The 11,307-nt window shown below is 67.6% G+C and carries 11 protein-coding genes; 7 read left to right on the forward strand and 4 right to left on the reverse strand.

Features of this window, described 5'->3' with window-relative positions; translation table 11 throughout:
* Positions 1-120 precede the first annotated feature (120 nt).
* The 3 genes from WKW77_RS34670 to WKW77_RS34680 are packed head-to-tail and all read left to right on the forward strand — an operon-like array spanning position 121 to position 2,245.
* Positions 121-1,554, forward strand: a complete 1,434-nt coding sequence (locus tag WKW77_RS34670) for a basic amino acid/polyamine antiporter (RefSeq protein WP_340361425.1) — start codon at positions 121-123, stop codon at positions 1,552-1,554.
* A gap of 51 nt (positions 1,555-1,605) precedes the next feature.
* Positions 1,606-1,827 carry a LapA family protein gene (locus WKW77_RS34675; RefSeq protein ID WP_340361426.1) on the forward strand — a complete coding sequence of 74 codons (222 nt, stop codon included), beginning with the start codon at positions 1,606-1,608 and terminating at the stop codon, positions 1,825-1,827.
* Between the two features lie 40 nt (positions 1,828-1,867).
* The gene (locus tag WKW77_RS34680; RefSeq protein WP_340361427.1) at positions 1,868-2,245 is read left to right on the forward strand and encodes an SHOCT domain-containing protein; all 378 of its coding nucleotides are present in this window, start codon (positions 1,868-1,870) and stop codon (positions 2,243-2,245) included.
* On the opposite strand, the gene WKW77_RS34685 is transcribed toward WKW77_RS34680, so the two are convergent.
* Positions 2,246-3,784 (reverse strand): phospholipase D-like domain-containing protein, encoded by a 1,539-nt coding sequence (locus WKW77_RS34685; protein ID WP_340361428.1) that lies wholly within the window; start codon positions 3,782-3,784, stop codon positions 2,246-2,248. It abuts the gene before it with no gap.
* Between the two features lie 102 nt (positions 3,785-3,886).
* Between WKW77_RS34685 and WKW77_RS34690 the strand changes: the two genes are divergently transcribed.
* Both WKW77_RS34690 and mnmA read left to right on the forward strand, forming a co-directional pair.
* The gene (locus tag WKW77_RS34690) at positions 3,887-4,885 is read left to right on the forward strand and encodes an LLM class flavin-dependent oxidoreductase (RefSeq protein WP_340361429.1); all 999 of its coding nucleotides are present in this window, start codon (positions 3,887-3,889) and stop codon (positions 4,883-4,885) included.
* 56 nt (positions 4,886-4,941) lie between these two features.
* The gene (gene mnmA, locus WKW77_RS34695) at positions 4,942-6,051 is read left to right on the forward strand and encodes a tRNA 2-thiouridine(34) synthase MnmA (protein ID WP_340361430.1); all 1,110 of its coding nucleotides are present in this window, start codon (positions 4,942-4,944) and stop codon (positions 6,049-6,051) included.
* A 97-nt stretch (positions 6,052-6,148) separates the two neighbouring features.
* On the opposite strand, the gene WKW77_RS34700 is transcribed toward mnmA, so the two are convergent.
* From WKW77_RS34700 to WKW77_RS34710, 3 genes are read right to left on the reverse strand one after another with little or no spacing between them, the layout of a single operon-like run.
* Complete coding sequence (locus WKW77_RS34700) at positions 6,149-6,628, reverse strand: NUDIX hydrolase (protein WP_340361431.1); 480 nt, start codon at positions 6,626-6,628, stop codon at positions 6,149-6,151.
* Positions 6,629-6,635: 7 nt separating this feature from the next.
* Complete coding sequence (locus WKW77_RS34705; protein WP_340361432.1) at positions 6,636-9,005, reverse strand: CHASE2 domain-containing protein; 2,370 nt, start codon at positions 9,003-9,005, stop codon at positions 6,636-6,638.
* Positions 9,002-9,745 carry a response regulator transcription factor gene (locus WKW77_RS34710; RefSeq protein WP_340361433.1) on the reverse strand — a complete coding sequence of 248 codons (744 nt, stop codon included), beginning with the start codon at positions 9,743-9,745 and terminating at the stop codon, positions 9,002-9,004. The genes WKW77_RS34705 and WKW77_RS34710 overlap by 4 nt, the downstream gene beginning before the upstream one ends.
* Before the next feature lie 277 nt (positions 9,746-10,022).
* Here WKW77_RS34710 and WKW77_RS34715 point away from each other — a divergent pair, with 277 nt between their 5' ends.
* Positions 10,023-11,153 carry a Re/Si-specific NAD(P)(+) transhydrogenase subunit alpha gene (locus WKW77_RS34715; protein WP_340361434.1) on the forward strand — a complete coding sequence of 377 codons (1,131 nt, stop codon included), beginning with the start codon at positions 10,023-10,025 and terminating at the stop codon, positions 11,151-11,153.
* A partial coding sequence (locus WKW77_RS35140) for a proton-translocating transhydrogenase family protein (protein WP_422823326.1) occupies positions 11,114-11,307 on the forward strand: 194 nt, incomplete at its 3' end. The genes WKW77_RS34715 and WKW77_RS35140, both read left to right, overlap by 40 nt.

The raw sequence follows: 11,307 nt of genomic DNA on the forward strand, positions 1-11,307 counted from the left end.
GCCGGTGTTCTCGCCGATCGACTGGCTCATCCTCATCCTCATCGTCATCGGCGCGGTCGTGGGCCTCTACGGCCTCGCCACGGGCGTCATCACCATCTGAACAGGAGACTCGAACCCTGCATGAGCGCTCCCCGGAACCAGCAGCTGTCGCTCGGCGCCCTCGTCGCGCTGGTCGTCGGCTCGATGATCGGCTCCGGCATCTTCGCGGTGCCGTCCGCGTTCGCGCGCTCGACGGGCGCGGCCGGCGCGTTCGTCGCGTGGGCGATCGCGGGGTTCGGGATGCTGATGCTTGCCTTCGTGTTCCAGACGCTCTCGCGCCGGCGGCCCGATCTCGACACCGGCATCTACGCCTACGCGCGCGCGGGCTTCGGGAGCTACCTCGGCTTTGCCTCGGCGGTAGGCTACTGGATCGGCTGCTGCCTCGCGGACGTAGCGTGCCTGGTGCTGATCAAGGCCACGCTGGGCCAGTTCTTCCCGGTCTTCGGCGATGGCACGACCGTGACCGCGATCATCTCGGCATCCGTTCTGTTGTGGGGCGTGCACGTGCTCGTGCTGCGCGGCGTGAAGGAGGCGGCGGCGCTCAACACCATCGCCACCATCGCGAAGATCGTGCCGCTCTTCGTCTTCATCGTGGTCGCCGTCGTGGGCTTCCGGGCAGACATCTTCGCGCTCAACTTCTGGGGCGGCGACGAGCCCAGCCTGTCGAACGTCGCGAGCCAGGTCCGCAGCACGATGCTGGTCACGGTGTTCGTGTTCGTCGGCATCGAAGGCGCGAGCGTCTATTCGCGCTACGCCAGGCGACGCGAGGATGTCGGCATCGCCACGGTGCTCGGCTTCCTCGGTGTGCTGTGCCTGCTCGTGCTCGTCACCATCCTGTCGTACGGCGTGCTGCTGCGGCCGGACCTCGCCGTGCTGCCGACGCCGGCGCTGGCCGGCGTGATGGCGGCGCTCGTCGGCCCGTGGGGGCTGGTCTTCATCAGCGTCGGCCTGCTGATCTCCATCCTCGGCAACTACCTCTCGTGGTCGCTGCTGGCGGCGGAGGTGCTGCATTCGGCCGCCAAGAACCAGACGATGCCCGCCTTCCTCGCGCGCGAGAACGCCAACGGCGCGCCCGCTGCCGCGCTCTGGATGACCAACATCGTCATCCAGGTGTTCCTGCTGGTGACCTGGTTCGCGCAGTACGCATTCACGCTCGCGCTGAAGATGACGAGCGCCATGACGCTGGTCCCCTACTTGCTGGTCGCGGCCTACGGTCTCAAGCTCGCGTGGAACGGCCTGACCTACGAAGCCGATCCGCGCGGCGCACGGAACCTCGACCTGGTGCGCAGCGGCGTCGCGACGGTGTATGCCCTGGGCATGCTTTATGCGGGCGGCCTGAAGTTCCTGCTGTTGTCGGCGGTGCTCTACGCGCCGGGCACCGTGCTTTACTTTCTCGTGCGGCGGGAGCAAAAGGCGCGGATATTCACGCCTGCGGAAACGGTGGTCTTCGCGGCCCTGGTGGTTGCCGCGATCTCGGCCCTCTTCGCGCTCTCGTCCGGCGCCATCACCGTGTGAGGCGGGCGCGATGCACCGGCAGACGTTCTTGATTTCTCATGGAGCCCCCGTATGACGCGCTATCTCTACATCGCCCTGATCGTGATCCTTGCAGGCATCGTCCTGACGTTCAAGGTTCAGAACATGGCGTCGGTGACCGTGTCGCTCTTCTCGATGAGCGCGACGCTGCCGACCTCGGTGCTGGTGCTGCTGGTGTACGTGCTGGGCATGTTCACCGGCGGCTTCGTGCTCGGGCTGCTGCGCACGTGGACGAACAAGGCCACCGCGCGCTGAACCGCTTTCCAACTTCACCACGTCGAAAAAAGGAAATCCAATGAGCAACTTCTGGGACCTGATCCAACTTCTGCTGTCGACCTTCGTCCTCATCGTCTACCTGCTCATCCTGTTCCAGATCATCGGCGACCTCTTTCGCGATTCGGAACTGGGCGGCGGCTACAAGGTGCTGTGGATCATCGGCCTCATCATCCTCCCGGGCCTGACGGCGATCATCTACATCATCGCGCGCGGCCGCGGCATGGCGGAGCGCCAGCGCGCGAGCCTCGCGCGCGCCAAGTCGGACACCGACGCGTACATCCGCCAGGTTGCCGGCAAGTCGCCGGGCGAGCAGATCGCCGATGCCAAGGCACTGCTCGATGCGGGCACGATCACGCAGGACGAGTTCCAGCGGCTGAAGGCCAAGGCGCTGTCCTGATCACAGGTAGTCCTCGGGCACCAGCGGCTGCAGCAACAGCCGCTGCAGCGTGTTGAGCGGCGAGATCCCCGGCTCGCCGCCTTGCACCGGGTCGTCGTCATCCGCATCGGGCGACACCCAAGCGAGCGTGCCGCCGCCACCCTCGGATGCGGGACGAACGCGGTAGGCCTCCGACTTCATGGCCTCGACGATGCGCAGCGCCTGCTGCGCAAGCGCGGGGCTTTCCACGGCCACGCCCACTTCAGTGTTCTTGCGTGCCGAACGGGGGTCGAGGTTGAGCGAGCCCAGGAGCACCACCTCCTTGTCGATGACCGCCAGCTTCGCGTGCAGGCGGCCCTTGGACGATCCGCCGAAGATCGTCTTGCTCTCGCGCGGCGCAATTGCGCTCAACTCGTAGAGATCCACGCCGGCCTTCAGGATCGCCGGCCGGTAGCGCGCGTAACCGAAGTAGACGAGCGTCGAGTCGCTGGCCGGCAGCGAGTTGGTGACGAGCGTCACCTGCACCCCCTTCTGCTGCAGGCTGCGCAGGACCGCCAGGCCGCGCTTGCCCGGCACGAGATAGGGCGAGGTGACCACCAGCTCGGTGCGCGCGCCGAGCATCTGCGAGACGGCCCCGGTCATGAGGCTGCTGTTCTCTATCTCCTCGCGGTCCTCGCGCCGCTTGGAGGGCTGGTCCGCCACGGCATAGGCGAGGCCGGGCACGAGCGTGAGACGCCGGTCGTCGAGTTCCGTGCCCACCGGCACTTGGCCGAGGATGTCCTTCTCCGGAAGGTCGATGGGAATCTGCGTGGCATCGGCCGGCAGGAGCTGCCGCAGCGTCGCTTCGCGTGCGGCGGGGGAGGCGGGCGTGGAGAAATAGCTGGCAGGAAACGATTCGTCGCTGTTCCAGTAGCGATCGAAGATGACGCCAAGTTGCGGCACGACGCGCCCGGCCGCGACCGCGTCGAGATCGACGAAGTTGGCGATCGCGCTGCGCGTGAAGTAGTCGTCCGCGATGTTGCGTCCGCCGACGATCGCCAGTGCGCCATCGGCGATCAGCAGCTTGTTGTGCATGCGATGGTCGAGCCGCGGCAGGTCGCCGAGCGAGGTCACGATGCGGCCCGCCAGGCTCGAGCGTGCGCAGCAGAAAGGATTGAACAGGCGGATCTCCAGGTTGGGAACGCCCGAGAGCGCCTCGATCAAGGGCTCGGCACCGGTGCTGTTGATGTCATCGAGCAGAAGTCGCACGCGCACGCCGCGGCCGGCCGCTTCCTCCAGCGCCCTGAAGACCGCGCGCCCGGAGGCGTCGTTCTCCATGATGTAGTACTGCACGTCGAGCGTGCGCGTCGCCTTGCGGATCAGGGCCAGCCGCGCTTCGAGCGCATACCCGCCCAGCGGCAGCAGCCGGAAGCCGGATTGGGCGCCGGGCGGCAGCTGTGTTTCGGCAATCCTCGCGAGCGGGCTGGCGTTGGGCGACGCCTGAAGACTGCGGGACGCCGGCCGCTGCACGCCGGTGGGAAGCGAGCCGCACGCGCTCAATGCGAGGACAAGAAGAACCATCCACCAACTGGAAAACCGCAGTGCCATAGATCCGAAGCTCGTTGTTGTGGGCCGAATATCCCTTCGCGACAGAAGCCGGCCGATCCGGGTGAAGATAACGAAATGGTCCCGTTCTCGATTCTCGATCTTTCCCCCATCGTCGAAGGCGGCGATGCCGCGCAGTCGTTCCGCAACTCCCTGAGTCTCGCGCAGCATGGCGAGAAGCTCGGCTTCCGCCGTTACTGGTTGGCCGAGCACCACGGGATGCCCGGCATCGCGAGCGCAGCGACGGCGGTGCTGCTGGCATTCGTCGGCGCAGGCACCTCCACCATCCGCATCGGCGCCGGCGGCGTGATGCTGCCCAACCATTCGCCGCTGGTGATCGCCGAACAGTTCGGCACGCTGGAGTCGCTCTATCCGGGCCGCATCGACCTCGGCCTCGGCCGCGCGCCGGGCTCCGACCAGCGCACCGCGCAGGCCTTGCGGCGCGATCTCCAGTCCGACTCGGACCGCTTTCCGCAGGACGTGATCGAACTGATGGACTTCATGTCCAAGGAGCCGCGCCAGCCCGTGCGTGCCGTGCCCGGCATGGGGCTGGAGGTCCCGGTGTGGATCCTCGGCTCGAGCACTTTCGGCGCGCAGCTGGCGGCGCATCTCGGGCTGCCGTATGCATTCGCTTCGCACTTCGCGCCGCAGCAGCTGATGCAGGCGATCCGCATCTACCGCGAAACCTTCAAGCCGTCGGCACAACTTGCGAAGCCCTATGTGATGCTGGGCTTCAACGTGTTCGCGGCCGACTCCGACGAGGAAGCCCAGTTCCGCGCGACCTCGTGGCAGCAGGCCTTCGTCAACCTGCGCAGCGGCCGCCCCGGCCGCCTGCCGCCGCCGGTGGCCGGGTATCGCGAGCGCGTCGGCCCGGCCGAGAACGCGCTCCTCGATTCGGTGCTGTCGTGCTCCGCGGTGGGGTCGCGCGAGACGGTGCGCGCCCGCCTGCAGGCATTCATCGACCAGACCGGCGCGGACGAGCTGATGATCACCTCGCAGGTCTTCGATCACGAGGCGCGGCTGAAGTCCTACGAGATCGTGGCCGGCGTGCGCGGCGAGATCACCGCCAGGGCCTGACCGCGATTTCCCCGGTGCGCGCACCGGCTTGGCCGGGCTGAGACAATCCCAGCCCTATGAAAAAGCAGCGCATCGTGGTGGGCCTGAGCGGCGGAGTGGACTCCGCGGTCACGGCGCACCTGCTGAAGCAGCAGGGCCACGAGGTGGTCGGCATCTTCATGAAGAACTGGGAAGACGATGACGACAGCGAATACTGCTCGTCGAACATCGACTTCGTCGACGCCGCCAGCGTGGCCGACGTGCTGGGCATCGAGATCGAGCACGTCAACTTCGCGGCCGACTACAAGGACCGGGTCTTCGCCGAGTTCCTGCGCGAATACCAGGCCGGCCGCACGCCGAATCCCGACGTGCTGTGCAACGCCGAGATCAAGTTCAAGGCCTTCCTCGACCACGCGATGCGCCTGGGCGCCGAGAAGATCGCGACCGGCCATTACGCCCGCGTGCGCTTGGACGAGGCGACCGGGCGGCACGAGCTGCTCAAGGGCCTCGATCCGGCCAAGGACCAGAGCTACTTCCTCCATCGGCTGAACCAGCAGCAGTTGTCGAAGACGATGTTCCCGGTCGGCGAGCTGCGCAAGACCGAGGTGCGCCGCATCGCGGACGAGATCGGCCTGCCGAACGCGAAGAAGAAGGATTCGACCGGCATCTGCTTCATCGGCGAGCGGCCGTTCCGCGAGTTCCTCAACCGCTACATCTCGAAGGAACCCGGGCCGATCCGCGACGAGCGTGGCCGCAAGATCGGCGAGCACCAGGGCCTGAGCTTCTACACGCTGGGGCAGCGCCAGGGCCTGGGCATCGGCGGCATCAAGGAAAAGGGCGCGCAGCGCGGTGGCGGCGAGCATGCACCGTGGTTCGTCGCGCGCAAGGACGCCCGGAACAACACGCTGTGGGTGGTGCAAGGGCACGACCATCCGTGGCTGCTGTCGAATGCGCTGGAGGCGGATGACGCGAGCTGGGTCGCGGGCCGGGCGCCTGCGCAGGGCGCGTATGGGGCGAAGTCGCGCTACCGGCAGGCGGATTCGGACTGCGATCTGGCCGAAGGTTGCAATGGCGTGTTCCGGCTGGACTTTGCCCAGCCGCAATGGGCGGTCACGCCGGGGCAGTCGGCAGTGCTCTACGACGGCGAGGTCTGCCTGGGCGGCGGCGTGATCGCGCGAGCTCTGTAGCTCGCCCCCAGGCTCGCGCACTTCGTGTCGCTCTCCACCCCCGGCCGCGGGCAACCCCTGCGGCCCGGCATAGCCGGTTCCGCGGGGTTCCTGGCATTCACTGCCCGTCGGGCGCCGAGACCGACGCGTCGAGGTGAATGAGGTCGAGCGGGTAGCGCTTGCCCACGAGGAAGTCTTCCACGCACTGCAGCAGCAGCGGGCTGCGATGCCGTTCGCGGCTGGCGCGAAGCTCGTCGGCGGTCATCCACAGCGTCCGCACGATGCCTTGGTCGAGCGTTCGATCGGCCTCGAACGCGCCCAGCGTGCCGGTGAAAGCAAAACGCATGTAGGTGATGTCGTCCGCGCGGCGCGTGCGGGCCATGTAGACGCCCAGGAGCGCAGTAGGCGTGAAGTGGTGCGCCGTCTCTTCGAGCGTCTCGCGAATGCAGCCCTCGGCCGGCGATTCACCGGGGTCGAGATGGCCGGCTGGCGTGTTGAGCATCAGGCCGTCGCTGGTCTCTTCCTCGACGAGCAGGAAGCGACCGTCTCGCTCGATCACCGCCGCCACCGTGACGTTGGGCTTCCATCGCTTTGCCATGTGCGTGCTACTCCTGGAGTGATGCCAGCGCTTCGAGTTCGGCGGCGGTGGGCTTCGGCAGCACCAGCGTGACGGTGCAGCCTGCGCCCTCGGCGCTGTCGATCTCGACCGTTCCGCCGTGCCGCTGCACCACGGTCCGCACCAGCAGCAGTCCGAGGCCGACGCCGTGGACTTCGGGATGCGCCTTGTGATGCAGCCGGTGGAAGGGCTGGAAAAGCTGGGACTGTAGCTCGACCGGGATGCCGGGCCCGTGGTCGCGGAACGCGATGCGCCAGTGCCCGTCTTCCTCCCGCACGCTGCATTCGAGATCGGCGCCCTGCGGCGAGTACTTGAGCGCGTTGCCGAGTACGTTGGTCAGTGCGCGCATCAGCAGCGTGCGGTCGGCGATGCCGAGCGCCTCACCAGGTGCCGCCGCCAGCAGGACGCGCACTTGCGCCTTTTGCGCCTGGGCCCAACCGTCGTCGATCGCCTGCTGCGCCAGCGCCACGAGGTCGAGTACTTCGGGGCGGAAGCGTTCGGCCTCCGCGCGTGCGAGGTTCACGAAGCCATCGGCCAGCTCGAGGCCGGTTCGCGCCTTGCGTTCGATCGCGGTGAGCAGGGCATCGAGCTTCATCGAACCGGGGCGCTGGCGCGCGAGTTCGAGGATGGTGAGGATCGATGCGTTGGGCTCCCGCGCATCGTGCGAGATGAAACGCAGTGCCTCATCGCGTTGGCTCTGGGCGCGGCGCATCCCGGTGATGTCGACCAGCGCGATCATCCAGCCGGCATGCGCGTTGTCGGCGTTGAAGAAGGGCACGCAGCGCAGGAGTAGCGCGCGTCCCTGCGCATCGGTGCCCTCTCCGCTGATCGGCTGGAGTTCCCCGAGGAGCGCGCCGGGCGGCATCATCGGCGCGCCGGTGGTGCGGCGGCGAAGGCCGGCCAGGAGGGCGTGCGCATCGGCGCCGATCATGGCCGAGACATCTCGCGCCCAGTAGGCGAGCGCCGCAGCATTGGCGAGCACGACGCGGCCTCGGCTGTCCAGCGTGATCGTTGCGTCCGGAAGGTGGTCGATGCCGTCGCGGACGAAGCGGTGCATGTCCCGCATGCCGTCGACGGCGGCGCGCGTGGCTTCCATCTGCCGGTCGAGGAAGTCGCCGGCGAACCGCTTCGGCAGGGCTGCCGGACGCCGGGCCGCGTCGCGGAGGATCTCGGCGGTGCCTCGCCGCAGATATCGCACGGCAGCCGAGAGCCGCATCAGGCTCCAGAGGGGATAGAGCAGGAGCAGTCCGGTGACCCCGGCGGCCGGTGCGAAAAGCACGCCGATCGATGGGCGCCCGAGGTGGATGCCGAGTTGCAGCGCAAGCATGGCGCCGATCAGCGCGATCAGGCCCAGCGGCCGCAGCCGGAGCGCGCCGAGAAGCGCAACCGCCAGCGGCACGAGATTGAACACGAGGTCCTGCCACGGCTTCGCGATCACGACGGGCCGCCCGTCGATCAATGCCTGCAGCACGTTGGCGAAGATCTCTACGCCGGACATCAGGCCCGGCACGTCGGGCGAGGTGTTGGCATGCACGTCCCCGAGGCTGGGCGCCGTGGCGCCCACCAGGACGTAGCGATTGCGGAATGCGTCGGCCGGCACCGCACCTTGGAGCACGTCGACGTACGAGAACGTCCTGAAGCGCCCCGGGCCGCGCGTGAACAGCAACACCTGCTGGTCGCTTCGCAGCCAGGGCCCGGGCATCGCGGCGGGGGGCTGCTGCTGCGGCGGCGGGGTCCGCGCGCCCAGCGCCGCTTCGCGCAGCGCGAGGGCGAAATGCGGGCGCATGCGCCCTTCGGGGCCTTCATGCAGGTAGACGCTGCGCACCACGCCGTCCTGGTCGAGCGCGAGGCGTGCATGACCGATGCCCGCGGCGGCCTGGGCGAGTACGGGATCGGGTGGCCGCTCCACCGGTCGTTCCGGGTTCAGTGCGCTGACGGACGCCGGCAGCACGACGCAGCCGTCGTCGCGCATGGCCTGTGCCAGTGCCGTGTCGTCATCGGGATGCTCGGTGTCCGGGCCGATCAGTCTCAGGTTCAACCCGATGCATCGGGGCGATTGCGCGGTGATGCGGCGCAGCAGCTCGGCGTGGACGGCGCTGCGCCAGGGCCAGCGGCCGATGGCGGCGAGGCTTCTCTCGTCGATCGCGACGATCACGATGTCATCGGACGGCGGCGGCGCCAGTGCCGCGCGGGCGCTGTCCTGGAGAAGCCGGTCGACGCGGGGAAGCGGTTGGGTCAGGCTGAGAAAGGTGACGAGCGCGAGCAGGCCGATCGCCAGCAGCATCCACGACCCGCGACGCCGCAGCCAGGGGCTTTGCCCGGGATCGTCGCCGCCCTGCCGAGGGGCGGCGCCATTCATTTCGACGTATCGCCCGCCGAGGGGCTGCGCGTCGGGTTGAATGGGTCGATCAGATCGTCGCCGGTGCACTCCAGCCGATAGCCGAGGCCGTAGACCGCCGACAGCAGGAAGCCGTTGGAAGGCACCAATTCGAGCTTGCTGCGCAGGCGCGAGATGTGGGTGTCGAGCGTGCGGGAGGCCCGCTCGTTGATCTCGCCCCAGACAGCCTCGCGGAGGTGTTCGCGCGAGAGCAGCCGGCCGATGTTCTGGAACAGCAGGAACGCGAGGTCGTATTCGCGGTGGCTGAGCTCCACGGCCTGGCCCTTGATGCGCAGCGTGTGCGTCGCGGCGCTGAACTGGTAGTCGCCGACATGCAGGTCGGTGCCATGCAGGGCCGAGTACGAGCGGCGCAGCAGCGCACGGACGCGCGCCTCCAGCTCCCGCAGGCGGATCGGCTTGACCATGAAGTCGTCGGCGCCTGCTGCGAGGCCCTCCACCATGTCCTGCTCTTCGCGGCGGTTCGTCACGAACAGGATGGGGATGCGGCTGTTGAGATCCTCGCGGATCCATCGGACCACGCTCGGACCCTGCACGTCGGGCAGGCTCCAGTCGAGGATCAGCAGGTCGTAGCTTTGATGCCGGAGGTCCCGCAACAGGACCTTGCCTTCGGTGAAGCCATGGCATTCGTGGCCAATGGCTTCCATCGTGTGCCGGATGAGGTCGAGCTGGCACGGCTCGTCGTCGAGCGCTGCAATTCGCATTCCATTCCCTGTATCTCGTTTTTTTGAGCACTGCCCGGGCATGTCGCCCGTGGCGTGCGGGAGTCAGTGTACCCATTGATGAGATGAACTCGAAGAAACCGGTTCATGATCCGGCGACCTGCTGCGCATGCTGAAAACGCTATGAATTCAGTAGCGTCAATGCGAATGAGGATGCGGGTTGTCGCGCTTGTCGGTGCGGGGACAGAAGGTGCGACTTCGGGGCGGCGTCTTCATGTAAGCTCGGCGCCAATTCCAACGCTTCCCGAGGAGATCTCCCATGCTCATAGGCGTGCCGGCCGAAACTGCGCCAGGCGAAACCCGAGTGGCCGTCACGGCGGAAACCGCGAAGAAACTGGTGGCGCAGGGCCATACCGTGCGAGTGCAATCGGGAGCGGGCACGATCGCCAGCGTCACCGATGGGGCCTTCCAGGCAGCGGGCGCGGAGATCACCGATGCGCAAGGTGCCTTCGGCTGCGAGATCGTGCTGAAGGTGCGTTCTCCTTCCGAAGCGGAACTGGCGCTGATGAAGCCTGCTGCCGTGCTGGTCGGCATGCTCAACCCCTTCGATGGCGCGGGCCTGCAGCGCCTGGCGTCCGCCGGCCTCACTTCCTTTGCTCTCGAAGCCGCCCCCCGCACCACGCGCGCCCAGAGCATGGACGTGCTGTCTTCCCAAGCCAACATCGCCGGCTACAAGGCCGTGATGATGGCCGCCGACAAGTACCAGCGCTTCTTCCCGATGCTGATGACGGCGGCCGGCACCGTGAAGGCCGCGCGCATCGTGATCCTGGGCGTCGGCGTGGCGGGGCTTCAGGCGATCGCCACCGCCAAGCGCCTCGGGGCCGTGATCGAAGCCTCGGACGTTCGCCCCTCGGTCAAGGAACAGGTCGAATCGCTCGGCGCCAAGTTCATCGACGTGCCCTATGAGACGGCCGAAGAGAAGGAAGCCGCCGAGGGCGTGGGCGGCTATGCGCGTCCGATGCCCCAGAGCTGGCTGGATCGCCAGAAGGTCGAGGTCGCCAAGCGCGTGGCGCTGGCCGACGTGGTCATCAGCACCGCCCTCATCCCCGGCCGCGCGGCCCCCACGCTCATCACCGAGGAGATGGTCAAGGCCATGAAGCCGGGGAGCGTCATCGTCGACATCGCCGCCGGCAAGGGCCCCGAGGGCATCGGAGGCAACTGCCCGCTGTCGGAAGCCGACAAGACCGTCATCAAGCACGGCGTGACCCTCATCGGCGAAACGAACCTGCCCGCGCTGGTGGCGGCCGATGCCTCCTCGCTCTATGCGCGCAACGTGCTCGACTTCCTCAAGCTCGTGCTGCCCAAGGAAGGCGGGATCAAGATCGACCTCGAGGACGACATCGTCGCCGCCTGCCGCATGACGCAGGACGGCCAGGTCACGAAGAAGTAACGAGTCAACGACGAACGACGAGAACCCCGAGGAGAAGAAAAGCCATGGATCCCGTATCCCACACCGTCATCAACCTCATCATCTTCGTGCTGGCCATCTACGTGGGCTACCACGTGGTGTGGACCGTCACGCCGGCGCTGCACACGCCGCTGAT

This window comes from Variovorax ureilyticus, assembly GCF_037889935.1.
Taxonomy (GTDB): Bacteria; Pseudomonadota; Gammaproteobacteria; order Burkholderiales; family Burkholderiaceae_C; genus Variovorax; species Variovorax ureilyticus.

Bases quoted from the DNA above. Each gene is read 5' to 3' on its own strand.
- WKW77_RS34675 (WP_340361426.1), top strand. From the start codon at position 1,606: ATGACGCGCTATCTCTACATCGCCCTGATCGTGATCCTTGCAGGCATC.
- WKW77_RS34705 (WP_340361432.1), bottom strand. From the start codon at position 9,005: ATGAATGGCGCCGCCCCTCGGCAGGGCGGCGACGATCCCGGGCAAAGC.
- WKW77_RS34685 (WP_340361428.1), bottom strand. From the start codon at position 3,784: ATGGTTCTTCTTGTCCTCGCATTGAGCGCGTGCGGCTCGCTTCCCACC.
- WKW77_RS34690 (WP_340361429.1), top strand. From the start codon at position 3,887: ATGGTCCCGTTCTCGATTCTCGATCTTTCCCCCATCGTCGAAGGCGGC.
- WKW77_RS34680 (WP_340361427.1), top strand. From the start codon at position 1,868: ATGAGCAACTTCTGGGACCTGATCCAACTTCTGCTGTCGACCTTCGTC.
- mnmA (WP_340361430.1), top strand. From the start codon at position 4,942: ATGAAAAAGCAGCGCATCGTGGTGGGCCTGAGCGGCGGAGTGGACTCC.
- WKW77_RS34710 (WP_340361433.1), bottom strand. From the start codon at position 9,745: ATGCGAATTGCAGCGCTCGACGACGAGCCGTGCCAGCTCGACCTCATC.
- WKW77_RS34670 (WP_340361425.1), top strand. From the start codon at position 121: ATGAGCGCTCCCCGGAACCAGCAGCTGTCGCTCGGCGCCCTCGTCGCG.
- WKW77_RS34715 (WP_340361434.1), top strand. From the start codon at position 10,023: ATGCTCATAGGCGTGCCGGCCGAAACTGCGCCAGGCGAAACCCGAGTG.
- WKW77_RS34700 (WP_340361431.1), bottom strand. From the start codon at position 6,628: ATGGCAAAGCGATGGAAGCCCAACGTCACGGTGGCGGCGGTGATCGAG.